This window comes from Methylocystis sp. Sn-Cys (genome assembly GCF_016745395.1).
Taxonomy (GTDB): domain Bacteria; phylum Pseudomonadota; class Alphaproteobacteria; order Rhizobiales; family Beijerinckiaceae; genus Methylocystis; species Methylocystis iwaonis.
In genome coordinates, this window is the sequence record NZ_JAERVJ010000013.1 from 15,640 (window position 1) to 41,773 (window position 26,134).

Sequence of the window (26,134 nt, forward strand, 5' to 3'; positions counted from 1 at the left end):
GCTCCTCCTATTGTCGCGGCTGCTCGCCGAGCGAAAAGACCAGCAGTGTGCTTCCGCCAACCGTATACAGCGGCAAATCCTGCGTCGCACCGGTGAAGCCGAGCGCGCCGTTCCTTACCCGGGGGTCGACTTCCGCATTGGCGACGACACCTGGCCAGCCGCCGACGCCAGACATGATCGCGACATATTGAACCCCGTCATTTCCGAGATACGTCACGGGCTGCCCAATGAAGCCGGAGGGCCCCCGCATCTGCCACAGGACCTTCCCCGTTCGCGCGTCCAGCGCCTTGAACATTCGGTCCATGGTTCCATAGAAGACGACATCGCCGGCGGTCGCGAGCGCTCCTGTCCACACCGGGAATGTTTCTGTGATGGACCAGACTTTGCTTCGCTTGGCAGGATCCCACGCCATGAACTCCCCTCTGTACCCGCCGGGGCCTGCATACATGTCGACAATCGCTCCGACGAAGGGCGTCCCCGCGATGTAGCTGACTTCACTCGTCCGGAAGTTGGCGCAAAGATGCTGATGCGGCACGTAAAGCAGCTTCGTCTTCGGCGACCAGGCGGTCGGCTGCCAGTCCTTCGCCCCCGGCGGCGCCGGACAGATGTTCTCCACCGTCTTGCCGAGTGCCGGCTGCTTCGCCTCGACAGGCTTGATGCGTCCCGTATCGAGATCGACGCCCGCATAGACATTGACAGTGTCATAGGCGTCGGCGGAGAGGACTTCTCCAGAAGTGCGGTCAATGACATACATGTAGCCGTTGCGGCCGGGGTGGATCAGCGCCCTGCGTGACGCACTGCCAATATCGAGATCGACCAGCACATTCTCATTGATCTCGTCGTGGTCCCAAAGATCGTGCGGGCTTGCCTGATAAGCCCAGCTCGCCATGCCTGTGTCGGCGTTCCGCGCGAAGATCGTGCTGGTCCAAAGATTATCGCCCTCACGCTGATTGGCGTTCCAAGGCCCGGGATTGCCTGAGCCGTAATAAACGAGATTCAGATCGGGGTCGTATGATAACCATCCCCAGACCGTGCCGCCTCCCATGCGCCAGCGATCCGCAGGCCAGCTCTTCACGCCGAGATCCTTGCCCTTCATCCAGTCGTAAAACGGCTTGAAATCCGCGCCAATCAGCACATCGGCATCCGGCCCGGTCGAAAAGGCGCGCCACGCGATCCTGCCGTCGCTTTGATCGAGCGCCGTCAACCAGCCGCGCACACCCATTTCGCCGCCGCTGTTGCCGGCGAAAACTTTTCCTTTCACGGCGAGCGGAGCCATGGTGATTGTCTCGCCGAGATTGATGTCGCCGATTTTCGTGACCCAAAGCTCTTTGCCGCTCGACGCGTCGATCGCAACCACGTGATCGTCGAGCGTGTTCAGGAATATCTTGCCATTGTCGTAAGCAAGGCCGCGGCTCACCACATCGCAGCACGCAACGCCCTTTGCTGCTGGATCGGGCTTTGGCGCGTAGGACCATTTCAGTTCGCCACTGGTGGCGTCCAGCGCGTAAACCTGATTGGGGTTCGGCCCGTCGTAAGGCGAGACGACATACATCATGCCGTCAATAACGAGCGGCGCGGCCTCCTGGCCGCGATTTGCGCCGACGGAAAAGGACCAGGAAAGTTTAAGCTGCGAGACGTTATCAACCGTGATCTGATCGAGCGCGCTGTAGCGCGTATTCGCGTAATCTCGCGCCGCCATCGGCCAGTTTCTGGCGTCAGTGGCGAGATCGGCAAGCCTTTTGTTCGGCGGCGCCTGCTGCGCCGTCACTTGTGAGGCGCCTGCCGCGACCAGGCAAATAGCAAGCTGGAACGTCATCAAAAGGGATGGTTTTCGCATCCTTCAAACTCGCGCTGGAAACAACAGAGCCTCCTGGAGGGCGACAATCTAGTTAGGGTGGCGGCGCGCGACCAACAACCGTGGCCGAACGGTAAGCGGCGCGATGCAGGATCCGTTCGGCGAAGGTTTGCTTTCGCGCCCATCGAGGACGAGCGCGTTCAATACGGGAATGCCGCCACTCGCCTGAATTTATGCGGGCCCCATATTTCTGCGGCGTCTCGAGGATAAGGGATGAATGGAACGGCTACGCTGATGAAAGACTTTCCGAACATCAGTTATCTTTCGGCGGCGTCCTTCTGATATGGCGTCCGCCGCCAAACGATGCGTGATGGCGTTCTTCGGCGTCGCGTTATCCATAGTGCTCGCCTTTCTTTTGTTCGCCGCGTCTGGGCTCTACGATGTTGCGGCAAGCAGAATGCATTGGAAGTTGACACGCGAATTTTTGGCTTTTGGCCTGCGCAGAGCGGTTGCAACGCATAGTCGCAACATTTCAGCGCCCAAGCTCGACGACATGAACCTGATCGTGCTCGGCGCCGGTCATTTCGAGGATGGCTGCGCGCCCTGCCACGGCGCCCCTGGTCGACCGAGCAATCCAATTGCCGAGCGCATGCTCCCGAACCCTCCCCATCTTGGCGCCGTGGTCTCCAGCTGGAGTCCAGAGGAGCTATTCTGGATCGTGAAGCACGGACTGAAATACACCGGTATGCCGGCTTGGGCTGCGACGGCGCGGGACGATGATGTGTGGTCCGTGGTTGCGTTCCTGCGCAAGCTGCCCGAGACAAGTCCCGACCGATATCGTTTGCTGGCGACCGGCGGAACAGGCAGGTCAGATCAGATCATCGCTCTCGGCGCAGCGAGCCCTAAGAGCGAGGATCTCGCGAACTGCACGGGATGTCATGGGCGCACTGGCCTTGGCAGCGCGCTAGTCCCCCGTCTTGCTGGGCAACCTCAAGGCTATCTAGAGCAATCCCTGCACGACTTCACGTCGGGGCTCCGCCAGAGCGGCGTGATGCAGCCCATCGCGGCGACGCTCGATACCGAGACGCTGAAGGCGATCTGCGCCCACTTTTCGAAGCTTGAGCCGTCGCGCGCAAAGGTGCCGATGGCGGAAGACGGCGCAATCGGCCGGGGGCTCGAAATTGCAACGCGAGGCGTAGCAGAGACGAACGTCCCCGCCTGCCGCATTTGTCACAGTGAGACGGCTTCGCCGAACGTTCCGAGACTCGATGGCCAGTATGCCCTTTACATCGAAGAACAGCTCAAACTTTGGCGGAGGGGATTGCGGCGCCAGTCCGGCAACGCCACTGTCATGCGGATTATCGCCTCACGCTTGAGCGAGGCGCAAGCGAAAGACGTCGCCGCTTATTTCGAGAACGCGACGCGTTTCGAGCCGTCTTCGCCGCTGGCGAAGCGATAGCGACGCGTTGCCTCGAACAATGAGGCAAGCTTTTGGCTTTCGTATTGAGGAACGCGCCGACCCGCCATCCGTTGATCTAAAAGCCGATGCGCGTACTTCGGAGCGCCGCCGTCATGAGCAACACCGTTGGGGACTTCTTCGTCCATCGCCTCTACGAATGGGGAGTGCGGCGGATCTTCGGCTATCCGGGCGACGGCATCAATGGCGTGCTCGGCGCATTGCAACGCTCGTCTGAAAAAATCGAGTTCGTGCAAGTACGTCACGAGGAGATGGCGGCGTTTATGGCGTCCGCACATGCGAAGTTCACGGGGGAACTTGGCGTTTGCCTGTCGACCGGCGGCCCGGGCGCGTCGCATCTGATCACCGGGCTCTATGACGCGAAATGTGACCATATGCCTGTCCTCGCCATCGCCGGCCAGGCGCCGCGTACAGCTCGTGGCGCTCATTATCAGCAGGAGCTCAACCTCGATCGCATGTTCTCGGACGTCGCCGCTTTCGTGCAGGAAGCGGAGACGCCCTCGCAAGTGCGTATGCTCGTCGACCGCGCGATCCGCATCTCCAAGGCGCAGAGCGCCGTGTCGGTTATCGTTCTGCCGGCCGACTTGCAGGATTTCGATTATGAGGAGCCGCCACGCAAGCATGGCTCGGTGAAGACGGGGGTCGGCTATTCGCGTCCGACGATCCTTCCCGGCGACGATGACATCAGGCGCGCCGCCGATGTGCTGAACGCTGGCGACAAAGTGGCGATGCTGGTCGGCGCCGGCGCTCTACATGCGAGAGATGAAGTCTGCGCCGTCGCCGATCGTTTGCAGGCGGGCCTCGCAAAAGCGCTGCTGGGCAAGGCGGTGGCGCCTGACACGCTCCCCTGGGTGACAGGCTCGATCGGACTTCTCGGCACCAAGCCGAGCTACGACATGATGATGGAGTGCGATACCCTGTTGATGGTGGGCTCCGGATTTCCCTACTCGGAATTCCTGCCTCGCGAAGGGCGGGCGCGTGGCGTGCAGATCGATGTCGACGCATCGATGCTCAGCATGCGCTACCCAATGGAGGTGAACCTGCACGGCGACGCCGCCGCGACTCTCCGGGCGCTGATTCCGCATCTCGAGGATAGGAGCGATACGCGCTGGCGCGACAGGATCGCGAGCGGCGTCTCCGACTGGTGGACGCTTCTGGAGCAGCGCGCGTTTGCGCCGGCCAACCCGGTGAACCCGCAACGGGTCGTCTGGGAACTGTCGCCACAGCTTCCTGACGACGCCATCATCACATGCGACTCGGGCTCATGCGCCAACTGGTATGCGCGAGACATGAAAATCAGGGGCAAGATGATGTGTTCGCTATCCGGCGGTCTCGCCTCGATGGGGGCCGCTGTGCCTTACGCGATCGCAGCGAAATTCGCGCATCCCGCGCGGCCGGTCGTAGCGCTCGTCGGCGACGGCGCGATGCAAATGAATAACATGGCTGAGCTGATCACCGTCAGCAAATATTGGCGCGACTGGGCAAGTCCGAAATGGATATGCTGCGTTTTCAACAATGAGGACCTCAATCAGGTCACCTGGGAGCAGCGGGTGATGCAGGGGAATCCGAAATTCGAGGCGACGCAGAATATTCCGGATGTTCCTTATCACCGCTTCGCCGATTTGATCGGGCTGAAAGGGATTTTCGTTGACAACCCCGAATCCCTCGCGGAAGCGTGGCAGGAGGCCTTCTATTCCGAGCGGCCAGTCGTGCTCGAAGTTAAGACCGATCCCGAGGTGCCGCCGCTTCCCGCGCATATCTCCTTCGAGCAGGCGCGCAATTTCGCGGCGACGCTCTTCAAGGGCGATCCTGAGGAGGGCGCGCTCATCGCCGGCGCGGCAAGGCAGGTTCTCGCGCCCATCCTGCCCCGGGAGAAAGAATGAATACCGGACCGGTCGCTGCGTCGCTGGGCGCTCTTGTATTTGGCGCCGTTGGTGGAGTCGCGCTCCGGGTTGTCGCCGAGGCGGGGCGGAACGCCAGGAAATCCGACATCGCGGTCCATCCCGCACGGCTGACCCACAGCTCGGCCGCCCTGCTTGCCGTTTCTGTGCTCTCGGACAGCGCGCTCGGGCATTATCGCGGGAGCTTCGAGAATCCCGGCATGTTCGCGCCGTCGATCAGTTCGACGCTGACGCTCTACGCCGGCGCAGACGGGGCGATGAATGCGTCTGCGGCAAGACGCAGTTTCAGGCGAGGGTCCTTCGCGCTTTCGGTTGGCGTCGGCGTCATGGGGCTTGGATTCCATGTCTATAACGTCTTTCGCAGACCCGGCGGACTCACCTGGCTCAACCTGTTCTACGGAGCTCCTGTGGGGGCGCCGGCCGCGCTGGCCGTCAGCGGACTCGTGGGCCTCGCGGCGGAACGCATTTCCGAACAAAAGGCGCGCGAGCCGACGCTTTTCGGATTGTCCGCCGGGCGCGTTCTCGCGGCGCTAAGCGGTCTCGCCCTGGCGGGGACAGTGGTGGAGGCGGCGCTGTTTCACTTCCGGGGCGCGTTCCAGAACCCCTTCATGTGGGCGCCCGTCACATTGCCGCCCGTTGCGTCCGCTCTCATGGCGAAAGCAACTGTCGAGCGGCCGGCGCTAACGCATAGCTTCACGAGGGCGTGGCTGTGGATGACGGCCGCGCTGGGCTTCATCGGGGTTGGTTTTCACGCTTATGGCGTCTCGCGCGCCATGGGCGGATGGCGCAACTGGAGCCAGAACCTCATTGACGGCCCGCCATTGCCGGCGCCGCCGAGCTTTTCCGCTCTTGCGCTCACAGGGCTTGCGGCGCTGTCGCTGATCGAGACGGAAGCGAATGCCAGAGATCGCCAAACAGCATGATGTCGCATCGCCCTACGCGGGCTATGACGTCCTTGCGAAATGGAACACGCCGTCCTTCGACGATGTGACGCGCGACGCGCTGACTCGCCGACTGAACGAGACGCCGCCCCGACGCTTCTTGTCGCCGAAGGAGTTGTCGCTCCTCGAAGCGGTCGTCGTACGCGTCGCGCCGCCGCTGCCTGGATTAAGCCCTTCACTCATAGCCCTCTGGATCGACGACCGCCTGTCTCGAAATCTTGGCGAGGGCTTTCGCGGCGAGGAAGCGCTCCCTTGGTCGCAGATGTGGCGTTACGGCCTCGCCGCCATCGACGGCGAAGCGAGACGCCTATTTTCCGCGTCCTTCGTCGAACTGGACGGCGGCGGGAGGGACGCGACGCTCCGTGTGGTTCAGGCCGGCAATGTGAACCCTGAGCTTTGGCGCCGTGTTGGCGCTGAGAGCTTTTTTACGGACACGTTGCTGAAGACAGTCGCCGGTCTTGCTTACGCGCATCCTTCCGCCTGGAACGATATCGGCTTCGGCGGTCCGGCGAGCCCGCGTGGATATGTGCGCCTCGGCTTCGGTACGCGCGACCCCTGGGAGGCGAAGGAGCTGCGATGAACGAAGAAGCGCCGCGCGCAAAGCATGGGCGTGCGCCGGACGTTTTCGCACGGAGCGGCTGGATCCCAATGCGCGAATATGCCGAATCCGAGCCGGTCGACTTCGTGATCGTCGGCGCGGGGGCGGGCGGCGCCACGCTCGGCTGCCGTCTTGCTGAGAACGGCTTCTCCGTCGTCATCTTTGAGGCCGGGCCTTTCTGGCGACCGCTCGACGACTTCGTCTCCGACGAACTCTCGCAGCAGAATCTATATTGGGTCGACGATCGCATTACCGCGGGCGACGACCCGATCGCGCTTGGCGGCAATAATTCGGGACGTGGCGTCGGCGGCTCGACGGTTCACTACAGCATGATCGCTCTGCGCTTCCGCCCGGATTGGTTCAAGTCGCGCAGCCGCCTCGGCTATGGCTTCGACTGGCCGATCTCCTATGAAGAGATCGCGCCTTTTTACGAGGAGGCCGAGGAGGCGCTGAAGGTCGCTGGACCGGTGAATTACCCCTGGGGGCCGCCGCGCCGTCGCTATCCCTATCGACCGCATGAGGTGAACGCCGCGGGTCTCGTGCTTGCGCGCGGCGCTGAAAAGCTCGGCGTGCCATGGGCCGCGACTCCGTTGACGACTGTGTCGGCGCCGCGCGGCAAATCTCCGCCCTGTGTCTATCGCGGCTTCTGCAATTATGGCTGCTCCACCAACGCCAAGCAGAGCGCATTGACGGTATGGATTCCACGGGCGTTGAAAGCAGGGGCGGAGGTGCGTGATCTCGCCATGGTCGGGCGCATCGAAGTCGACGCGCACGGCCGGGCCACGGGCGTCACTTATTTTCGCGAAGGCGCGTGGCGTTTCCAGCGTGCGCGCAACGTGGCCGTTGCCGGTTATGCGATCGAAACGCCGCGACTGCTGCTCAATTCCGCTTGTCCGCTTTTCCCTGACGGCCTCGCCAACAGTTCGGGACTCGTCGGCACGCATCTGACCACGCATGCCGGCCCTGGCGCCTGGGCGACTTTCGATGAAGAAATCCGCTGGTACAAGGGGCCGCCCAACATGGCGGTGACGGAGCACTGGAACTATACGGACGACGGAAAGGATTTCGTCGGCGGCTACGCCTTCATGAGTCAGGGCCCGCTACCCATGGCCTGGGCGCAAACGCTCGCGACATCGCGCGGTCTGTGGGGCGAGGCGCTCCGCGACGAAATGCGGAAATACAATCATGTCGCCGGCTTTGTGCCTGTCGGCGAGACGGAGCCACGTCTACAGAACTGCGTTTCGCTCGCGGACGAGACCGACCAGTTTGGATTGAAGATTCCGAAGGTGACCTTCTCTTACTCGGAGAACGACAAGCGCTTGCAGCGGCATGCCGTGCGTTTCATGAGTGAAATGCTTGCCGCCGCTGGCGGTTATGACATCTGGACAAATTACAAGGACACGAGTCATCTGCTCGGCACATGCCGCATGGGCGACGACTCTCGCACAAGTGTTGTGAACAGCGACGGGCGCAGTTGGGACATACCGAATTTGTGGATATGCGACGGTTCGCTGTTTCCGACCTGCGGCGGCGTCAATCCGTCGCTCACCATCCAGGCGCTTGCCTGCCGCGCCGCGGACCGGATTTCACGCCTGGCGCCGTCAGGACAACTCAGCGGGTAAGGAAGTCTGGCCCGAGATCCTTGACCGAACGAGCGCCGAGTAGGCCCAGATCGCGGTCGATTTCCTCGCGAAATATGTCGATCGCTCGCGTCACGCCGTTTTGTCCCGCGGCAGCAAGACCGTAAAGAGTTGCGCGCCCGACGAGGGCCGCGTCGGCGCCGAGCGCGAGCGCCTTCAGCACATCGGTCCCGCGCCGAACGCCGCCATCGACGATAAGCGTGAGCCGTGCGCCAACGCGCCGCCGCGCCTCCTGAAGGACGTCCAACGCGGCGACGGTCCAGTCGAGCTGACGACCGCCGTGGTTCGACAAGATAACGCCGTCGGCCCCAATGGAGACGGCGCGCTGGACATCATCGGGATTGAGCAGTCCCTTAATTAAAAACATTCTCGGCCAAAGGTCCCGCAGCCGAGCGGCCTCGTCCCAGTCGAGGGCGTGGTCCATATTGGCCCTGATCCAGAAGGCGCTTTCGAAAAAGCCTCTGCGGTCCTTCGGTAGAAAGTCGAGCGCGTTGGCGAATGACGGCATGCCGCCAGACAGCGTCGTTGCAGCCCAGAGCGGATGCAAGGCCGCCTCGAGGATCGAGCCGAGCGAAAGGCGGCCGGGGTGGGCAAAGCGTCTCTGTTCCCACTCGCGATCGCCGTAAAACTGCGCGTCAATTGTCAGGACGAGCGCTTCACAATGGGCTCTTTCGGCACGGGCGACGAGCGTGTCGCGGATAGACCGCTCGCCGAACACGTAGAGCTGCCACCAATGTCTGAGATTGGGCACAGCCGCGACATCTTCCATGCGGTCGTTCGACATGGTGCTTTGAATAAAGGGAATACCGGCCTCGGCTGCTGCGCGCGCAAGGAGCACGTCCGCCTTATTCCGAAAAAGACCGTTCAATCCTGTGGGCGCGATAGCGAAAGGAAGCGGCATTGCGCGGTCGAAGAGCGAAATGCTTTGGTCGCGACTCGAAACATCGACAAGCGCGCGCGGCAGAAACCGATAGCTCGCAAAGGCTGCCAAGTTGCGTGCAAGAGTGGCCTCCTCCTCCGCGCCGCCTTCAAGATATTCCACCGCGAACGCCGGAAGGCGTCGATGCGCCATCGCGCGCAGATCGTCGATTGTGCGTGCGCGCTCCAAGCTTGGCCCGGCATAGAACCGGCGCGGTGGCGATCGGCCTTTTTCGGCAGGGGTGCGATCGAGTTTTGCGCCCGTCGAGCCCGCCTCGACCGGAGTTGTATACCCGCGCGAAACTGATGACCGCAAGGGAAACCGCATCGCCGTTATCCATCCGCAAAGAGTTCGGTCGGGAGGCCCCGGAACCCCGGCCGACAGCGAAAGACGCCTCCCGCCTGCGGCTCGGTGACGCCATGCGCAGCCGACGTAATATACAGCGTCGAATAGTCCACATCGCCGAAGGCGCACATGGTCGGCTGGCTGACCGGCAGCCGTATGTCGCGCTCCATCGTTCCGTCCGGCGCGAGGCGCGCGATGCGTCCACCGCCATAGAGCGCGCACCAGTAGAAGCCCTCGGTGTCTACCGCAGCCCCGTCCGGCTTTCCGTCGGAAGATCTGAATTGCGCGAAAATCCGCTGCCTTGAAAGGCCCGCGCTGTCGATGTCGAAATCGAAGACAGAGATCGTTCCTTTCTCGCTGTCGGAAAAATACATCGTGCGCCAATCGGGGCTCCAGGCGAGCCCGTTTGCAATCACCGCGCGCACCTGCTTATCCTGCAAGCCTTCTCCGTGCGAAAATGCGTAGAGCGCCGGGCCCGCGAGATTCGCAGAGTGTCCATCTGGCGCACATAAAGGGTCGTTCATCGCGCCGATCCAGAATCGTCCCCGCGCGTCGCACTTGCCGTCGTTGAAGCGAAGCGCCAGCGGGTTGTAGGGGGCGGAAGACAATGGCTCTAATGCCTGCGACGCTGGGTCGAACCGCGCAAGCCCGGTGCGTAAGGCGACGATGATCGTCCCATTTCGGCAGAGCGCGAAGGCGCCGATTTCCGCCGGCATTTCCCAGACTTCGTCGAAGTTGTCGGCGGGGTTGAAGCGGTGCAGCGCAGGCTCTTCGATATCGATCCAGTAGAGCGCCTGCTCTCTTTCGCACCAGGTTGGGCTTTCGCCTGTGCTGGCCCGCGCGTCGACAGCGAGTTCGACCGGCGGCGTCACATTTTCCTCCTGTCGCGCGATCGCGCACCGTTGCCGCGTCGCGAAGCGCCCCATAGAAGGCCAGCGACAAGCGCCAATCCCGCGAAGGCGGCGCCGCCGCGCAGATAGGCCGGATCGACCGCAACGACGCTATCCTTCGCCCGCCAGGCAAACCGGCCATGCGCGCCGTGGTCGCGATCATCCGGTCCGAGAAGCTCATCGGGATCTCCCGGACGCACTGGATCGCGAGAGATTTGTTTCTCGTATGCGTTATGCGCGAGGTAGCGGTCGAGCAGCCCCGGCGCAACCATGGCGCCGATGATCGACTCGATGGTCGGCGCGCCGAGCCACAATTCACGTCGCGCGCGTCCCGCGTGCACGGCCCCGACAATCTTTTCGGCGATCGCCTCCGGCTCGTAGACCGTGCCGATCGGCTGGTGGCGATAGGCCAGATGCATGTGCGACCAGTCGAACTGAGGCGTATCGACGCCCGGAAGCTGCGCCATTGTCAGACGAATGCCGCTACCGTCGTGGATGAGTTCGGCGCGCAAAGAATCGGTGAAGCCGCGTATTGCAAATTTGGCCGCACAATAGGCCGATTGCAGCGGGATGGCGCGATAGGCCAAAGCCGAGCCGATCTGGACGATGTGCCCCTCGTCGCGCGGGCGCATATGGCGCAACGCGGCGAGCGTGCCATGCACGACGCCGAGATAGGTCACTTCCGTGACGCGTCGGAACTCCTCGGGCGCGATGCTGTCGACGGGGCCGACGACCGTCTCCATCGCGTCATTGACCCACACATGGATGCGGCCCCATCTGGCGGTCACTGCCTCGGCCGCGGCGAAGACCTCGTCCGCTTTCGCCACGTCGGTCACCAATTCGAATGGTTCGCCGCCGGCCTGCTTCACGTCATGGAGCGCCCCATCGAGACCCTCGGGGCTTCTTGCGAGAAGCGCGACACGATAGCCACGCCTTGCGAATGCAACAGCAATGGCGCGTCCAATCCCCGCCGACGCCCCAGTGACGACGGCCACAGGCTTTTGACGCTCGTGCTCGGCTAGGGTCATTCGGCGGTCCCCTTTGCAGGAAAACCACTAAATTGACAACGCGACGGTGTTCGGCAACCGCCGGGAGATCAGCGACTGACCCCTTTTTCAGTTTCGTTCAGTCGCTGTTCCGATGAAGCCGACGGTCGGGCGCATAGGGAGCGAGCGGAACTGTGAGGCAGACGCTCTGCACCGGCAGCACTTCGCGCCCGTCCTTGATCAACTACTTGTATGCCTTGGTCCATCGCTTGAATTGCGAGGTGACTCAAGATTGCGGTCTCGCGACCATCAGCCAGATGGCCTGCTACGGCGAGCGATCGGTCAGAACGGCGCGCCCAAGAAGATCACGATCGACAAGTGCGGCGCCAACACCGCTGCAATCGAGAGCTACAACGCAGAGCACGAGGCGGACATCGAAATCCGGCGAAGGAAATATCTGAACAACATCGTCGAACAGGACCACCGAGCGATCAAGCGGGTGGCGCGGCCGGCGCTCGGGTTCAAATCCTTTCGCTCGGCCGCGGCGACGCTCGCCGGCGTCGAGCCCATGCACATGATCCGAAAGGGGCAGTTGCAAAAGACGGGCAAATTGTGCCCAGCAAAGCAGTTCTACGCACTCGCGGCGTAAGCCTCGAGAGGCCTGCTGCTCGCCGTTACTGCGACAGAACCATAACGGGCCTGGCCTTCCGGCAGGCGAGCGACAAAATGTCTTCAAGCGTTTCAACCGACTGGAAAGGTGCAGGGCTTCAGAGGGTCGCGGCCCCAACCATCCGGCAGTCAACGCGACGGGCGGCGACTTACCTCTTCTGGCGCCTTTAAAGAGCTGAACTGCCACAGCAGAAGCAGATCGTAAGTTATCTTGAGACCGCCGCATATGATGAGAGGAGCGCCAGCCCAAGGCGACGAAAATAGCCCTCCCGCGAGAGCGGGGCTAAGCGACGCCGCAAGGCTGCGGGGGACCGACGTGAAACTTGCCGCTGCGGTTCGTTCGTCTTCGCTGACCACTGCCATCACATATGACGAGCGCGCCGGAACGTCCATTTGCGAGAGCGCCGCCTGCAACAGCAAGAATCCGATCGTGACTCCGAGAGATTGAGACAGAGCCGCGGCGATAAGGCATAGGCTGGCCGGGATATGCGTAAAGACCATTGTGTTCACCAAGCCGAAACGCTTCGCAAGGCGTGACGCCACGGGATAGGAGAGCGAAGACAATATCCCTGACACGAAGAAGAAGGCGCTCGACGCCGAGAGCGACAGCCCCTTGTGAAAGAGCCAGAGCGCGAACAGCGACTGGACCAAGAAGCCTCCGGCAAAGGCGTCGAGGCTGAAAAGCGCAGCCAGCTTGTAGACGATTTTGCGCGATGGGCCGAGAACGGGGGCATGCTCAGCTCGGGGCGTGGACGGAGATAATGGAAGGCGGCTGTAAAGCAAGCCGCCTGCCAGGCCGAGCACGGCATAGGAAACGAACATCGCCCGGAGCCCCTCCAACTGCGACCATCCCATGCGCATCAGCAGATGGGGCGTTGCAGCCGCCAGTGCGCCCGCGGCGCCAGCCAATCCGCCAACGAGACTGTAACGCGCGAAAGCTTGCGTTCGGTCGGCATCCCCTGCTTCGCGTGCGAGAACGGCGTGCTCGACAGGCACGAAGAAACTTGCCGTGCTCGCCGAGGGGTTTACCGAACCCAAGAAGGCGACAAGGAGCAGGACAAGATAGGAGTGCGTCAATGAAAAGGCGACGCCGGTTAAGGTCATCAGCCCGGCGGTGAATATCAGCAGGTTGCGATGTTCATAACGGGCGCCCAGGACGCCGATTGTTAGAGTGAGCAGGGCAGAGCCGAACAGGGCCGTCCCGGCGAGCACGCCAATCTGGGACGAGGAATAGCCCAGCGCCGTCAGGTACACGGGCAGCAACACTGCGAAGAAACCGTCGCCGAAATCGCGGAGCCCGCGCGCCGCGACGAGTGACCGGAGCGGAGCCTTCATCGTCTCCTCGCAATGCTATCGCCATGTTGGCGCTTGCCCCGTATCCTCGAGATCGAAATCTCGCCCGGGAGGCGGGACGTCGGAGAAATAATAGGTCGTGTGCGCTGGGAAGACACGGTCAGCGTCGGGGAACGCCCGGTGGAAGATATCTCGCACTGCCTTGCGTATCGCTTCCTCGTTGGTCCCGTAGTGGAACGACAAGAGACGCAGAAGGTAATCGAAGAAACCGCGCCCCATGAAGCGGTCGTAAATCAAGCTGTAAAACTGGTCGATCGGGTGCACCTTGTCTGGCCGGCTGTCCATGTCGATGAACGGGTTCGGCAACCCCGCATTTTCGCGGGCGGCAAGATCGACCCACACGTCGAAATCGCGGTGAACGATCCGGCGCGGCGCGAGCTTCTCGTCGACTTCGAGCAGAAGATTTTGGGCGTGGGACTGTAGGAGAAGCCCGCACTCGTGCACGACCTTCGACCAGCATTCGATGATCGGCGCGATAATCTCATCGACGACAAAAGACGCGGGGTCGGCTTGATGATGGTCGATGAGCTGCACCAGCAAAGGCGCCTGTCCGGGGTCGCGCCGATCTCCCGCATAGAGCGCGAAGCAGGGTATGAGGAAATGTCCGCCGATCGGCGGGTAGGCCGTTGCTTCCCGTATGAGATAGCCCCACGCTTCTTCTCCGGCGCCAAAAATGACCCCCATGACCTCAGGCAGATAGGCAAACCTCGGCGAGTTTATGAATGCAAGCTCGCGCGTCGCGGCGACCGCGTTGTGGATGTCCTTGCGCCGGAGCTTTCGTTTGAAGCGGGAGATGTAGAAGGGATAATGGAGCTTGATGAAGTGCGCTGGAATGTTCTCGTCAGCATCCAGAACCAACACCGTTCGAGTCGAGGCCGTGGGGGCGACGTGAATCGCAGGCGCCCGCGGCAGGGTACGAATGTCGGCGAGCCCAGGAACCTCATCGCTTCCCCAAGTCTCAGGGTGGATGGGGAAAAGGACGCCTTCCTCTGTGAGATAGCGCCTCGAAAGGCCCGAATGACAATCCGCCTCATAGACCGAGACGCGTTCGGGAGGAACGAACACGACGACGAGATCGAATGAAGCCTGCTCGCTTTCAGGGCGATAGCAGGGCGCGGCTTCGGTTCGCGAGGCGAGGACGCTGTAGGTCTTCGCCCCTTCATCGACATATCTCTCCATGTAGAGGAGAGATCGCTCGCGCTTGACGTCGTCGAGCTTCACGGCAAGCCTCTATTCTGCGCGTCAGCTCCTCGGCGCTACATGCATGATGTCGAGCCCCGCTCTCAAGCCATGGGCCAGTTTCACAGCGTCGTCATTGGCCCAGAAATGGACGAAGAAGAGCCTGGGTTCGTCATCGAGCATATGGTTATGCAGCGCCGTCACCTCGATCCCGTTGGATTGCAGCGCTTTCAGGAGCGGTTCAACCTCCCTACCTTCCGCAACGAAATCCCCGCTGATCGCCGCTTTGCCGTCTCCGGTCGGCTCGAAGTTGATGGCGATAGCTGTCCCCATAGCTGGGTCGACCGCCATGCCGCCTGCCTTTATGCTGTCGGCCCTGGGGATGCTGAATTGATAAATGCCGCCGTTGTTTTTCCCTTGGGCGCCGAGCGCCTCATCCACTTGCGCCGTGTCGAACCCGAGCTTCGGAGGTTCGCCCGCAGGGCTGGCTGAGGGCTCGAAGGGAGTCTTGGTCGCCGCGAGCGCCTCGCGAACGATCCCGGCCAGCTTGGCGGGATCGCCATTCGCGTCGATATGCATGTAGTAGGTGGCGGGGCTCGCGCGCAGCAGGTGGTTATGCACGCCCGTCACTTTGACGTCGTTCGCCAGCAAGGCGCGCATGACCGGCGTCACCTCGGTTTCGGTGAGCACGAGGTCGCCCATCATCATGGTCGTACGGCCCGTGGGTTCGAATGCGATCCATCCGCCAAGCGCGAGGCCGGGTTTGATGACGACGCCATCGAGCGTGACGTGGAGATCGCTGCGCGGCAGGCCGTATTTATGCACCGTGCCGACGACCGCGGCCTTTTTGCCGATTGCAGAGTCGACTTGCGACCAATCCATTTCCGCGGAGAAAGCCGACGCGGGGATGAGTAGGCCGAGCGCCGCGACTGCCGTGAGCGCCTTTTTCATGGGTTTCTCCTTTTCGTTGATTGCCTAGATTGCCCCCGCGAGATACAGCCCCATCCCGCCTAAGCAGCAGGACGCGAGGGTTTGGAGCATTCCGATGCGAAACCGGAAGATCGCTATCGCGGCGCCAACCGAGAGAGCGAAGCTCCATGAATCCACGCTCCTCAGCACGGGCGCCTCAAACGACAGCCCGTAGCCATTCAGGGCGACGGTCCTGCGAAAGACCGTGTGGATCGCGAACCAGATGGCGAGGTTGAGGATAACACCCACCACGGCCGCTGTGATCGCGGCCAAAGCGCCCGAAAGCGCCTTGTTGGCGCGAACTCTTTCGATGTAGGGCGCGCCGAGGAATATCCAGAGGAAACAAGGAGCAAACGTCACCCAAGTGGCGAGCGAGCCGCCGAGTGCGCCGGCGAGCAATGGAGGTAAATCGCCCGGCGCGCGAAACGCCGCCATGAAGCCCACGAACTGCAACACCATGATGAGCGGGCCGGGCGTGGTTTCCGCCATGCCAAGCCCGTCGAGCATCTCCGCGGGCGTCAGCCAGCGATAGCTTTCGACAGCCTGCTGGGCGACATAGGCGAGGACCGCGTAAGCGCCGCCAAAAGTGACCACAGCCATTTTGCTGAAGAACACCGCGATTTGCGAAAAGACGCTTTCAGCGCCGCTGACGAATACGATCGCCGCGACAGGAACGAGCCAAAGCGCCAGCCAAATTGCGCTTACGCGCAGCGCGCGCTTCTTGGACGGCAGCGCGTGAGAGGGCGTGGCGTCGCCCAGAAGGCTTTCGCCATCCTCATGCGCCGAGCCATGCCCAGCGGCAGCGAAAGCAGGATTTCCGCGCGCCGCTTCGATGTAGCCGATCAGCGCCGCGGCAAGGATGATGAGCGGGAACGGCACGGCGAAGAAGAAAATGCCGACGAATGAAGCGGTGGCCAGAAGTCGCATCTGCAAGGTTTTGAGGCCGCGCCTGCCGATCCGAATAACCGCTTCGGCGACGACGGCGAGCACGGCAGCCTTCAACCCGAAGAACAGCCCCGCAACGATCCCGACATTCCCCCAGAGCGCGTAGACGATGCTGAGCGCCATGATCGAGATGACGCCGGGAAGGATGAACAGCCCGCCGGCGATCAAGCCGCCGAGGGTCCGGTGCATGAGCCAGCCGATGTAGGTGGCGAGCTGCTGACCCTCGGGACCAGGCAACAGCATGCAATAGTTGAGCGCGTGCAGGAAGCGGCTTTCCGGCACCCATTTCTTTTCCTCGACGATGATCCGGTGCATCACCGCAATCTGGCCCGCAGGTCCGCCGAAGCTCAGCAAAGCGACGCGCGCCCAAACGCGGAAGGCTTCACCTAGCGAAACGCCATGTTGGCTCGCAACGGTTTGGATATGCAGATTCACGGAGCTCTCCCTGACTTGGTCGCCGGCCAAGTGTGGGGTTCATCCGTCGCGTCTCTGCACCAACGATAAAAAGCGTCGTAAAGGGCCATCCCGGCTTCGAGCTGCTCGAGATCATCCGCGTACATGCGGGAGAGGCCGAGCGACGCCGCCAGCAGCCCTGCCGCCTCTGGGGCGAGACCAAGACGGGCCGTATCCGCGCCGCGAACGATCACGGCCAATCTTTGCAGCGGCTCTATCGCCAAGCCCCATTCCTCGATCATGGTGTCGAACGTGCAACGCTCGCCCCTATGACTCCAAAACACCCCCTCCATATCGAAGGCCGCGCCCCCGAAACGCTCCGCTACTGCCGTCACCTCGGCCGGCGCGACAAACAGAAAGACGGCGTTAGGGTCGACGAAACGGCGGATAAGCCAAGGGCAAGCAATGCGATCGACTTTCGGACGCGAGCGCGTAACCCAGATCGTTCGCCCGAGAGCGTCCCGCTGAGGCAGCTTAGCCGCTTGGATGAGCGGGGCGTTGGCCTTGGCCCACGCCTCATGCCCGCCAGTCAGGATATCGGCGGACGTGGCGCCGGCATGGCGTAGCCAGGCTGCAACGCCTTCGCTGGCGTGCCGGCCCGTGCGATCAATGACGATGACCGCTTGCCCCACGAATTCGGAGGCCCAGTCTGCGACGGATTCCCCATGGCGACGTAACGCGCCCGGAAGGAAGCGGGGGTCGGCCTTGTAGTCCTGATCCGCCCGCACGTCGATGAGCGCGGGACAATGTGCGACTCCGATGAGACGCGCGAGCTTGTCTGGGGAGATCGAGTTGATTGACGACATAGTGCGCCCTTGGTGGAAAACCGGACGCGATTCTTGGGCATGTCGCCTCGTGGGGAGATCGCTTCCCCATGCGGCGACAATTTGCCGTCCCGCTGCTAGAAGTCAAGTCCCTATCGTAATTCAACATCTTCGGCGCCGTCACTGCGACGGCTCTGGCGTCGACCTCCTGCAAGAATGCTGGGCATCGATTTTGCGGCCAAGATAATTGCCCGCGAGTTCGGGGAGCCGAGGCTCTATGTTCTCCACGCAAAGAAGCCCGATCGCACCAAGCAAATTGATCTGCGCCTGATTGTACTGGACCAACGCCGTTGCGTTTCTGAGGCGCGCTTGGTCGGCTGCGCCTTGGGCCTGAAGCACGTCGATCAAAAGGCCTGTGCCAGCCAGGAGATTTTGCTGCGTCAGTCGCAGCGCCTCTTCTGCCGAGCGATAGGCACGGACTTCTTGGCAAGGATGCTCGCTTGATGGGCCATCAGAGCATGAAGCGGACATCGAAATCCAGCCTAACAAATATCTCAATAATATCGTCGAACAGGACCATCGAGCGGTGAAGCGAGCGACGCGGCCGATGTTGGGCTTCAAACATTTCGATCGGCTGCTGCGACACTCTCGGGGATCGAGCTCATGCATATGATCCGAAAGGACCAGTTGCAGACCAGGGGCAAATTGCGTCCTGCGCAGCAGTTCTATGCCCTCGCTGCGCGAGCCACGTCACTCTCACACGCTCATCGCGTCCATAAACAAAGTTTGCGACAAAGCCTCCAACTTTGCTCAACCTACGTCCCAATGGCGCCGCTGGCGAGTGTCAGAAATGGGAGGGCATCTCACCGTTCGTCACGTCAAGCGTCCTCTGGGCGCTCTATAGCTTTCTGCGGTCGCCGGACGATTACTGGGAGACGATCCTGACGGCGATTGCCGTCGGCGGCGAGGTTGACACGACAGCCGCCATGGCGGGCGCGATCGCCGGTGCTCCGCTCGGGCCGGCAGCAATTCCAGCGCAACTCACGCCTCACATCCACGATCGAGGAACTTGGAAGGCCTCCGATACGGCGTGGGCGATGATTTGCTCACGGGCGGTTGGGTCATGCCGGTCTTGTCGGGCCAAAAACGCTACCCAGTCGTTAACGTAACAACGCGCCTCGCTCTAGCTCCCTTAACGATTCCACCAGCCGCCGCCGAGCGCCATGAAGAGCGCCGCAGTGTCGGACAATCTTGTCGCCTCTGCCTGGACACGAGAGAGCGAGGCCAGCAGAAAGGTGCGCTGGGCGTTGAGCACAGCGATCTGCGAAACCTGACCATATCTGAGCTGCATGCGAACGATGTCGAGGCTTCGTTTTGCGGCGTCTTCTGCCTTGCGCGCGGTCGAGACGGCCTTTGCGTCGGATTGCAGCGAGCGCAATGCGTCTGCGACATTCTGGAATGCGTTGATGACCGTGCTGCGATATTGCGCGTCGGTTTGCTCCAACGCGGCCTCTGCGGCCTTCTGCTTGTTTAGCAGCGTCATGCCGTCGAAGATCGGCTGCGAGAGATTTGCCGCCGCCGTGTAGAGACCCGTGCCGGGGGCAAACAATTGTGCAACCTTGAAGGCGCTCGCCCCCACATTCGCGGAGAGAGTGATGTTCGGCAGGCGGTTGGCGGCGGCGACGCCGACCGCCGCCGAGGCAGCATGGAGGTTCGCCTCAGCCGCCATGATGTCGGGGCGCTGCGCGACGAGCTGTGACGGCAGGCTCAAGGGAACAGTTGATGGCAGCGTGAAACGTGCGAGCTCGAATGTCTCGCCGGCCCCCTCGAACGACAGGCGGCCGGCAAGTGCGGTCAGAAGGTTTCGCTGGATGGCGAGCTGCTTCTCAAGCGGCGGGAGCGTCTGCTCGGCCTGCGCGAGCGCCGCCTCCTGGGCGATCACGTCCGCCTTTGCGATCGACCCGAAGGTATATTGCCGGTTCAGGATTTCAAGCGTTTCATGCAGAATCGTGATGATCGTGCGTGTCGCCTCGATCTGACCCCGGATTGCTGCTTCCTGAATCGCCGCCACGACGACGTTGGTCGTCAGCGCGAGATGGGCGGCCTCCAACTGCCAGTTCTGCTGCGCGGTCTGCGCCACGAGGGACTCGACGGCGCGCGCGTTTCCACCCCAGACGTCGGGCGTGAAGCTGACGGTCAGTTGCTTCAGGAACAGGCCGTAGTTTGCGTTCGGCGTACTCTGCGGAATGTTGGGCACGGCCGCGCCAGTTGCGAGATTTGCCGGCGTTGGAAAGGACTGATTGAAGACCGTCTGATTGATGGAGTCTAGAGAGCGGTTATTCGACTGGAGATTGTTGCTGTCATTGGCGTTGAGAAAAACCTGCGGGAAGAAGCCGCCTTTTTGCGCCTCGGCATTGTAATAAGCGACGCGCACGGCCGCCTCGGCGGCCTGTAGCGAGGGATTGTTTTGTAGCGACTCCTTCACCAGCGCGTCGAGCGGCTTGGAGCGAAAGAGCGTCCACCATTGTGCGGGGATGTCCTGGCCCTGCGCGAAACGTTGCCCCTCGCCGGGTGACGCCGCGCGCTCGGGCGTGAAGCCGGGCGCTGCCGGCGCTGGCGGCGGCGCGAAGTCCGGGCCGACCGCGCAGGAGGATAGAGCGAGGCAAGCTGAGGCAAGCAGGCGCGCTCGGCGCACAGTCGGCGAAAATCGACGTGATCTGACGCAATCGCGTGTCATTTCACGCGCTTTCCCGCGCGGCGGCGGCGGAAACTCGCGTCTCCATGAAACGCTCAATCACGAAATAAAGCGTCGGGAGAATGAAGAGCGTCAGCAGCGTTGCGACCAAGAGACCGCCAACGATGACCGTGCCGAGGCCGCGCTGGACGTCGCTGCCGACGCCCGTCGCAAGCGCCGCCGGGAGCATGCCGACGGCGGGGACGGTTGATGTGAGCAGCACCGATCTGAACCGATCGACTGCACCGTCGAGGACGCCGTCGCGCAGCGCTGAAAGCTCGTCACCGGTGACGTCATCGTTCGCCGTGGCGCCGATGCGGCGCGTCCGGACGGAGGAGACATGGACGGCTGTGAGGCGGTTGAGATGCGACACCATGATGACGCCGTTTTGCACGGCAACGCCAAAGAGGGCAAGAAAGCCGACACCCGTGGCCACATTCAGCGTTTCGCCCGTTTCGTGCAGGGCCAGCAGGCCGCCGAGCGCTGCGAGCGGGACGATGCCGAGAATGAGCGCCGCATTGCGGAGCTTTCCAAAGGCGAAATAGAGGATGAGCAACATGAGCACGAGCACGATGCCGACGATCGTCGTCAGGCGAGACTGGGCCCTTTGCGCATTCTCGAACTTGCCGCTCCAGACAACGCTGACGGAAGCGGGATCGTGGCGAACGACTTCGACCATCTTCTTCTGTGCCTCCGCCAGATAGGACGAGAGGTCACGATCGGCATAGTCGACACGCACTGTGAGAACGCGACGCGTCTTCTCATGAGAAATCGCGCTCTCGCCGTTCTGCAAGGAAATCTTCGCGATCTGCGACAGCGGGATTTGCGCGTTGCTCGTTGTCTTGACGAAAAGTTCGCTTAGCGACTCGGGGCTGTTGCGCGACTGCGGCGGGTAGCGCACCGTCACGTCGTAGGTGCGGTCGTTGACGTATATTTGGCCGATGGAAGCGCCGCCCACGCCGACCTGGATCAGGTTGGAGACGTCGGAGACGTTGATGCCATAACGGGCGGCGGCGGCGCGGTCTATGAGAAAGGCGATCTGCGGAATCGGTGGCTCCTGCACGATCGACGACTGCGTGGTTCCGGGAACCTGCCGCAACACCTCGACAATCCCGTTGGCGATGCGGCGCGTCTCCTTCAGATCCTCGCCGAAGACTTTGACGACGAGCGCGCTGTGCGCGCCGCTCACCAGTTCGTTGACATTGTCGATGATCGGCTGGCTGACGCTTATCTCCATGCCCGGCAGTTCGGCGAGCCGCTGGGTCAGGCGCCGGACAAGTTTTTCCTTCGTTTCTCCCGCCGGCCACTGGTCGTAAGGCTTCAACCCGATCGGCGCCTCGATGTGGCTCATGGTCCAGGGATCGGTGCGGTCGTCGTTGCGGCCGATCTGCGTGATCGAATAGGACACCTCGGGAAACTCGAGAACGGCGCGGCGCAAGTCACTCGCCATTTCATTCGCCTTCTCGAAGGAGATGCCGCTCGGCAATTGCACCTGCAACCAGAGCGAACCCTCGTCGAGATTGGGCAGAAAGTCGCGGCCGATGGTCGCCCCGGCCACGACGAAACCGCCGATGGCGACGGCCGTGGCCATATAGACCGCGCGCGGCGTCTCCAGACAAAAATGCAGCGCCTGACGGTAGCTCTCCTCCATTCGCGCTAGCACGACGTTGTGAAAGGGCTTCGAGGGCCTGCGCAGGGCGAGATAGCCGAGGCTCGGAACCAGCATCAGCGTGTAGAGAAGCGCGCCGAACAGCGCATAGACGATCGTATAGGCCACAGGCGAAAAGAGCCGCGCCTCGACGCGCTCTAGGCCGAGAAGCGGCACGTAAGACACGATGATGATGATCGTGGCGAAGAAGATGGGCTTGATGATCTGCCCGACGACGAATTGCACGTCGACGACTTCGAGTTCGCGGCCGGGATTGTGTTCCCGCAGCCGCAGGATGGCTTCCGTCACGATGATGGCGCCGTCGACGATGATGCCGAAATCGATAGAGCCGAGCGACAGCAGATTGGCCGGAAGCCGCGTGAAATTCATGAAGATGAAGGCGATCAAAAGCGAGACGGGGATCGTCAGGGCGACGACGATTGCGCTACGTGGGCTGCCGAGGAAGGCGATCAACACGACGATGACGAGGACAACGCCTTCGACCACCGTGTGCCCAACCTTTGAAACCGTGGCCTCCACAAGCTCGTTGCGGTCCATGTAGGGAATGATCGCGACGCCTTGCGCCGCGAGTTGCGCGTTAAGCTCGTCCACACGGGCGTGGAGCGCTTTCAGCACCTGGGAGGCGTTTTCGCCCTTCAGCATTTGCACGACGCCCTGGATCGCGTCGGGGTTGTGGTCCTTCCCGAGCATCCCCTCGCGTTCCTGGTGGCTGTAGCGCGGAACGCCCACGTCGCGCGTCAGAACGGGAACGCCGCCATGCTCGGCGATGACGATGTTGCCGAGATCCTCCTTGTTGCGAATGAGGCCGATGCTGCGGATGACATAGGACTGCTCGCCGCGGGTAATGCGGCTGCCGCCGGCGCTGGCGCTATTCGCAACAATGGCGCTGGTGATGTCGCCAAGACCAAGGCCGTAGCGCTCTAACCCGACCGGATCAATTTCGAGCTGGAACTGGCGGGTGAGGCCGCCGAAATTGGCGACGCTCGCGACACCCGGCACCTGATTGAGCGCGGGCACGACCATCCAGCGCTGAATCTCGGACAGCTCTTCGAGATTCTTGACGTCCGACTCGAGCGTGTAACGCAGGATTTCGCCGGTGGGTCCGGTTAATGGCCCAAGGACGGGCTGGATATTGGACGGAAGCGAGACCTGGGCGATGCGTTCCAGAACGCGCTGGCGCGCCCAGTAATCCTCGACGCCGTCCTTGAACACCATCGTGACGAGCGACAGGGCGAAGGTGCTGGTCGAGCGGATGGTGAAGAGGCCCGGCGTGCTCGCCAGCGCGCGCTCCAGCGGAATGGTGATCTGCTGCTCGACTTCCTCCGCCGCAAGACCTGTGGCCTTGGATGAGACGATGACCGTGACGTCGCCGATCTCCGGATAGGCTTCGACGTTCAGCCGCGTCCAGGAATAGAGTCCGTAGCCGCAGACGATGATCGTGACGAGCATGACGATCAGGCGGCGCCGGAGGGAGAATTCGACGATACGCTCAATCATTGAGAAGGATGCCGCCACGCACGACGATGCGTTGTCCCGCCTCGAGCCCGCGAACGATCGTCGCGCCCTCGTAATCGGACTCGGTAACGACCGGCTTGCGCTGAAAGGTCCAGGGGGCGGTCTCGACGAAAACGCTCGTCGTGTCGTTGACCATGAACAGCGCAGACGACGGCACGAGAACCTGCTGCGTCGCCGGCGCAAAAAAGCGCACCGTCGCAAACATGTTCAGCTTGAAGATGGCATAGGGGTTTTCGAAGGAGATGCGCACCTTGTTGCGCCGCGTGTCGGCTTCAAGGAGCTGGCTGATGATCTGCACCCGGCCGGAGTACACCTCTCCCGGATAGGCGAGAAGCGAAACCTCCACCCGCTCGTCCTTCTGAACGAACGAGAGATCCTTTTCCTGGACGCTTGCCGTCACCCAGACCTTCGCGAGGTTCGAGACCGTCATCATCGACTCGGTCGCGTTGTCGATGAAGTCGCCGGGCGCGGTTTCGAGCGCCGTGATCGTGCCGTCGATGGGCGCGGTAAGGACGATCTTTCGCTGCCCGGAAACTTGGCCGCTGTCGCCGATCACCTCAAGCCGCGCCTCGGCGCGTTTGAGCTCCGTCGTGGCCTGGCGGTAATCGTTCTGGGCCTGTTCCAGTTCACGCAGCGCGAGGCCGCCCGCCTTGTTCAGGCCGACCGCCCTTTCCATCGCGCTTTTCGTGAGCTTGACCGTCGCCCGCGCTTTTTCCGCATCAGCAACTGCTTGCGCGAGGTCGCCGGAGTCGATCGTGGCGAGCGGCTGACCCTTCTTGACGTTGTCGCCAAGCTCGACGTTGAGCTCGCCCACGCGCCCGGTCACCGGCGCGAGAATCCTCACAGTCCGGGCAGGGTCGGCTTCCACCGTCCCGGTGACCACGCGGCTGCGGCTTATTGTCTTGAGTTCGACGGGAGCGACGGCGATCCGCCCCCTGAGGGGCGAGCCCTCCAGCACAAAGATCGCGCCTCCTCGGCGCACCGTCGGCGCGTGGCTGTCCCGCGCGCTGGGACCAGCTGGCGTCCCGCCACCAGAGAGCGTTCTGGCGCCAAAGAAAGCCCACGCGAGGGCGAGCACAATCCCCGCCGGCAGCAGAAGCCTGCCACGTGGCGATAACTTGAGTTTTTCAGGAAGCGCAATCAATAGCTTTGTCTTGCCGCCAGATATTGTTTCGAGCATCGGGCGCCTGCGCTCGCCTTCGTCAACTGAACCGGTTTCGATCAATCCATTATCCATGACGAGATCATGACATTCCAGTCAGATTTGTTTCTCGATTGTGGCGCGTCGAAGGGGCGGCCTCCTGCGATTCGAATTCATTCTGCATTCTTGGGCTAAGCGCCGAACTCCTACCCAACCTGGCGGCTTAGGAAAAACGGCGATGTCACATCAACTGGACGCGGGCGCGTTGAAACCGATTGGCCTGATTTCAGGCGGCTGTCGTCACGGATTTCCACTCTGCCATCGCCCCGAGGCGATGCAGATGGATGGCGAAGGCAGAACGGCGGAAAGTCGGGACGGGACGAAGAGGTCGCGGAGCGCGGAGAAGACGTCGACGAAACGCAACCCGCGCCACGATGGAAACCCCTGCATTGCTCGCTCCCGCTTTCGCAACGGGACATGAGAATTTTCGGCGCGGTTGTTCAGACCCTTGTGCTATCGATGTTCGACGCTCGGCATGATCTTCCGGCGCGCTGCGGCGTAGGAGCCGAGCTTGTCGGTGACCATGCGGCGAGGGCGGGAGCCCTGTTTATGGAGAAGGCGCTTCAGCAATCGCCCGGCGGCTTTGGTGTCGCGGCGAGACTGGACGATTTCGTCGAGGACGTAGTCGTTCTGATCGGCGGCGCGCCAGAGATAGCGCTTCTCACCGTTGATCGAGACGACCACCTCATCGAGATACCAGACGTCGCGCCGACCCGGCTTTTTGCGCTTCAGGCGGCGGGCATAATCGGGTCCGAATTTCATGGCCCCGCGGCGGATGGTTTCGTAGGAGAGAACGATCCCGCGTTCGAGCAGCATCTCCTCGACAAGACGTAGGCTGAGCGGGAACCGGAAGTAGAGCCAGACGGCGTGGGCGATGATTTGCGGCGGGAAGCGGTGGCGCTTGTAGCTCACGGGCGGTTGGGTCATGCCGGTCTTGTCGGGCCAAAAACGCTACCCAGTCGTTAACGTGACAACGCCCGCGAATGATCTCGGCATAGCCGGCCCTGTCGCCGGCAAGGCCCAGCAGCTCCCCGGCGCGTTCGACATCGTCATGGTCGCCCGTGAACCGCGGCGCCCCGAACAAGCGAAACAGCGCGTGCAGGCGCCCGGCGGGGCTGAGCGCCGCCCCTGGGGCGGCGAGCAGCAGCGCGTCGCGCAAAGCGGCGTCATCCTCGCGCAGACGCGCCGCCG

The 26,134-nt window shown here is 62.3% G+C and carries 19 protein-coding genes and 4 pseudogenes; 8 read left to right on the plus strand and 15 right to left on the minus strand.

The genetic code is table 11. The features are described 5' to 3' along the window. Positions 1-7 precede the first annotated feature (7 nt). Positions 8-1,837, minus strand: a complete 1,830-nt coding sequence (locus JJT62_RS18620; RefSeq protein ID WP_255537344.1) for a PQQ-dependent dehydrogenase, methanol/ethanol family — start codon at positions 1,835-1,837, stop codon at positions 8-10. 328 nt (positions 1,838-2,165) lie between these two features. Between JJT62_RS18620 and JJT62_RS18625 the strand changes: the two genes are divergently transcribed. The 5 genes from JJT62_RS18625 (at position 2,166) to JJT62_RS18645 (ending at position 8,334) form a co-directional block, all read left to right on the plus strand. Further along, positions 2,166-3,254, plus strand: a complete 1,089-nt coding sequence (locus tag JJT62_RS18625) for a c-type cytochrome (RefSeq protein ID WP_202074285.1) — start codon at positions 2,166-2,168, stop codon at positions 3,252-3,254. A gap of 113 nt (positions 3,255-3,367) precedes the next feature. Continuing rightward, positions 3,368-5,155, plus strand: a complete 1,788-nt coding sequence (locus JJT62_RS18630) for a thiamine pyrophosphate-requiring protein (RefSeq protein ID WP_202074286.1) — start codon at positions 3,368-3,370, stop codon at positions 5,153-5,155. After that, a complete protein-coding gene (locus JJT62_RS18635) occupies positions 5,152-6,096 on the plus strand; it encodes a hypothetical protein (RefSeq protein ID WP_202074287.1) in 945 nt (314 codons plus the stop codon). Before JJT62_RS18630 ends, JJT62_RS18635 begins: the two co-directional genes overlap by 4 nt. After that, positions 6,071-6,694, plus strand: coding sequence for a gluconate 2-dehydrogenase subunit 3 family protein (locus JJT62_RS18640; RefSeq protein ID WP_202074288.1), 624 nt, complete (start codon positions 6,071-6,073; stop codon positions 6,692-6,694). Before JJT62_RS18635 ends, JJT62_RS18640 begins: the two co-directional genes overlap by 26 nt. Beyond that, complete coding sequence (locus JJT62_RS18645) at positions 6,691-8,334, plus strand: GMC family oxidoreductase (protein ID WP_202074289.1); 1,644 nt, start codon at positions 6,691-6,693, stop codon at positions 8,332-8,334. Before JJT62_RS18640 ends, JJT62_RS18645 begins: the two co-directional genes overlap by 4 nt. Here the strand turns inward: JJT62_RS18645 and JJT62_RS18650 are convergent. Genes JJT62_RS18650 through JJT62_RS18660 form a run of 3 tightly spaced genes read right to left on the minus strand, consistent with a single transcriptional unit; the run spans position 8,324 to position 11,534 of the window. Further along, a complete protein-coding gene (locus tag JJT62_RS18650) occupies positions 8,324-9,598 on the minus strand; it encodes an alpha-hydroxy acid oxidase (protein ID WP_202074290.1) in 1,275 nt (424 codons plus the stop codon). The genes JJT62_RS18645 and JJT62_RS18650 overlap by 11 nt on opposite strands. A gap of 5 nt (positions 9,599-9,603) precedes the next feature. Next, a complete protein-coding gene (locus JJT62_RS18655; RefSeq protein WP_370568592.1) occupies positions 9,604-10,488 on the minus strand; it encodes an SMP-30/gluconolactonase/LRE family protein in 885 nt (294 codons plus the stop codon). Beyond that, positions 10,485-11,534 carry an SDR family oxidoreductase gene (locus JJT62_RS18660; RefSeq protein WP_202074292.1) on the minus strand — a complete coding sequence of 350 codons (1,050 nt, stop codon included), beginning with the start codon at positions 11,532-11,534 and terminating at the stop codon, positions 10,485-10,487. The genes JJT62_RS18655 and JJT62_RS18660 overlap by 4 nt, the downstream gene beginning before the upstream one ends. A 286-nt stretch (positions 11,535-11,820) precedes the next feature. On the opposite strand from JJT62_RS18660, the pseudogene JJT62_RS18665 reads away from it, so the two are divergent. After that, positions 11,821-12,141: pseudogene (locus JJT62_RS18665) on the plus strand (DDE-type integrase/transposase/recombinase); the annotation flags it as partial. 149 nt (positions 12,142-12,290) lie between these two features. Here JJT62_RS18665 and JJT62_RS18670 read toward each other — a convergent pair. From JJT62_RS18670 to JJT62_RS19665, 6 genes are all read right to left on the minus strand, one after another. Then, positions 12,291-13,496, minus strand: coding sequence for an MFS transporter (locus tag JJT62_RS18670; protein WP_202074293.1), 1,206 nt, complete (start codon positions 13,494-13,496; stop codon positions 12,291-12,293). Between the two features lie 15 nt (positions 13,497-13,511). After that, complete coding sequence (locus JJT62_RS18675) at positions 13,512-14,735, minus strand: IucA/IucC family protein (protein WP_202074294.1); 1,224 nt, start codon at positions 14,733-14,735, stop codon at positions 13,512-13,514. A gap of 21 nt (positions 14,736-14,756) precedes the next feature. After that, complete coding sequence (locus JJT62_RS18680) at positions 14,757-15,644, minus strand: DUF1259 domain-containing protein (protein ID WP_202074295.1); 888 nt, start codon at positions 15,642-15,644, stop codon at positions 14,757-14,759. 24 nt (positions 15,645-15,668) lie between these two features. Then, positions 15,669-17,042: a chromate efflux transporter gene (gene chrA / locus JJT62_RS18685; protein WP_202074296.1), complete on the minus strand. Its 1,374-nt coding sequence runs from the start codon at positions 17,040-17,042 to the stop codon at positions 15,669-15,671. Further along, a complete protein-coding gene (locus JJT62_RS18690) occupies positions 17,039-17,866 on the minus strand; it encodes a sulfurtransferase/chromate resistance protein (protein WP_202074297.1) in 828 nt (275 codons plus the stop codon). The genes chrA and JJT62_RS18690 overlap by 4 nt, the downstream gene beginning before the upstream one ends. Positions 17,867-18,004: 138 nt before the next feature. Further along, positions 18,005-18,355, minus strand: a complete 351-nt coding sequence (locus JJT62_RS19665) for a TolC family protein (RefSeq protein ID WP_202074308.1) — start codon at positions 18,353-18,355, stop codon at positions 18,005-18,007. On the opposite strand from JJT62_RS19665, the pseudogene JJT62_RS18700 reads away from it, so the two are divergent. Together JJT62_RS18700 and JJT62_RS19670 are read left to right on the plus strand one after the other, a co-directional pair. Continuing rightward, positions 18,354-18,562: pseudogene (locus JJT62_RS18700) on the plus strand (DDE-type integrase/transposase/recombinase); the annotation flags it as partial. The gene JJT62_RS19665 and the pseudogene JJT62_RS18700 sit on opposite strands and share 2 nt — an antisense overlap. A 68-nt stretch (positions 18,563-18,630) precedes the next feature. Continuing rightward, a complete protein-coding gene (locus JJT62_RS19670) occupies positions 18,631-18,993 on the plus strand; it encodes an ADP-ribosylglycohydrolase family protein (RefSeq protein ID WP_202074298.1) in 363 nt (120 codons plus the stop codon). A gap of 23 nt (positions 18,994-19,016) precedes the next feature. Here the strand turns inward: JJT62_RS19670 and JJT62_RS18710 are convergent, their stop codons facing one another. From JJT62_RS18710 to JJT62_RS19675, 5 genes and pseudogenes are all read right to left on the minus strand, one after another. Further along, positions 19,017-20,561, minus strand: coding sequence for an efflux transporter outer membrane subunit (locus tag JJT62_RS18710; RefSeq protein WP_202074299.1), 1,545 nt, complete (start codon positions 20,559-20,561; stop codon positions 19,017-19,019). Position 20,562: 1 nt separating this feature from the next. Continuing rightward, positions 20,563-23,724 carry an efflux RND transporter permease subunit gene (locus JJT62_RS18715; RefSeq protein ID WP_202074300.1) on the minus strand — a complete coding sequence of 1,054 codons (3,162 nt, stop codon included), beginning with the start codon at positions 23,722-23,724 and terminating at the stop codon, positions 20,563-20,565. Further along, entirely contained in the window at positions 23,717-24,820 is a 1,104-nt protein-coding gene (locus JJT62_RS18720; protein WP_370568593.1) for an efflux RND transporter periplasmic adaptor subunit, read from the minus strand. Before JJT62_RS18720 ends, JJT62_RS18715 begins: the two co-directional genes overlap by 8 nt. Positions 24,821-25,169: 349 nt before the next feature. Beyond that, positions 25,170-25,870: pseudogene (locus tag JJT62_RS19310) on the minus strand (IS6 family transposase). 112 nt (positions 25,871-25,982) lie between these two features. After that, positions 25,983-26,102, minus strand: a pseudogene (locus tag JJT62_RS19675) (hypothetical protein); the annotation flags it as partial. Positions 26,103-26,134 lie beyond the last annotated feature (32 nt).

Bases quoted from the DNA above. Each gene is read 5' to 3' on its own strand.
- JJT62_RS18630 (WP_202074286.1), top strand. From the start codon at position 3,368: ATGAGCAACACCGTTGGGGACTTCTTCGTCCATCGCCTCTACGAATGG.
- JJT62_RS18710 (WP_202074299.1), bottom strand. From the start codon at position 20,561: ATGACACGCGATTGCGTCAGATCACGTCGATTTTCGCCGACTGTGCGC.
- JJT62_RS18670 (WP_202074293.1), bottom strand. From the start codon at position 13,496: ATGAAGGCTCCGCTCCGGTCACTCGTCGCGGCGCGCGGGCTCCGCGAT.
- JJT62_RS18625 (WP_202074285.1), top strand. From the start codon at position 2,166: ATGGCGTTCTTCGGCGTCGCGTTATCCATAGTGCTCGCCTTTCTTTTG.
- JJT62_RS18640 (WP_202074288.1), top strand. From the start codon at position 6,071: ATGCCAGAGATCGCCAAACAGCATGATGTCGCATCGCCCTACGCGGGC.
- JJT62_RS19665 (WP_202074308.1), bottom strand. From the start codon at position 18,355: ATGTCCGCTTCATGCTCTGATGGCCCATCAAGCGAGCATCCTTGCCAA.
- JJT62_RS18645 (WP_202074289.1), top strand. From the start codon at position 6,691: ATGAACGAAGAAGCGCCGCGCGCAAAGCATGGGCGTGCGCCGGACGTT.
- JJT62_RS18635 (WP_202074287.1), top strand. From the start codon at position 5,152: ATGAATACCGGACCGGTCGCTGCGTCGCTGGGCGCTCTTGTATTTGGC.
- JJT62_RS18715 (WP_202074300.1), bottom strand. From the start codon at position 23,724: ATGATTGAGCGTATCGTCGAATTCTCCCTCCGGCGCCGCCTGATCGTC.
- JJT62_RS18660 (WP_202074292.1), bottom strand. From the start codon at position 11,534: ATGACCCTAGCCGAGCACGAGCGTCAAAAGCCTGTGGCCGTCGTCACT.
- JJT62_RS18650 (WP_202074290.1), bottom strand. From the start codon at position 9,598: ATGCGGTTTCCCTTGCGGTCATCAGTTTCGCGCGGGTATACAACTCCG.
- JJT62_RS18690 (WP_202074297.1), bottom strand. From the start codon at position 17,866: ATGTCGTCAATCAACTCGATCTCCCCAGACAAGCTCGCGCGTCTCATC.
- JJT62_RS18680 (WP_202074295.1), bottom strand. From the start codon at position 15,644: ATGAAAAAGGCGCTCACGGCAGTCGCGGCGCTCGGCCTACTCATCCCC.
- JJT62_RS18620 (WP_255537344.1), bottom strand. From the start codon at position 1,837: ATGCGAAAACCATCCCTTTTGATGACGTTCCAGCTTGCTATTTGCCTG.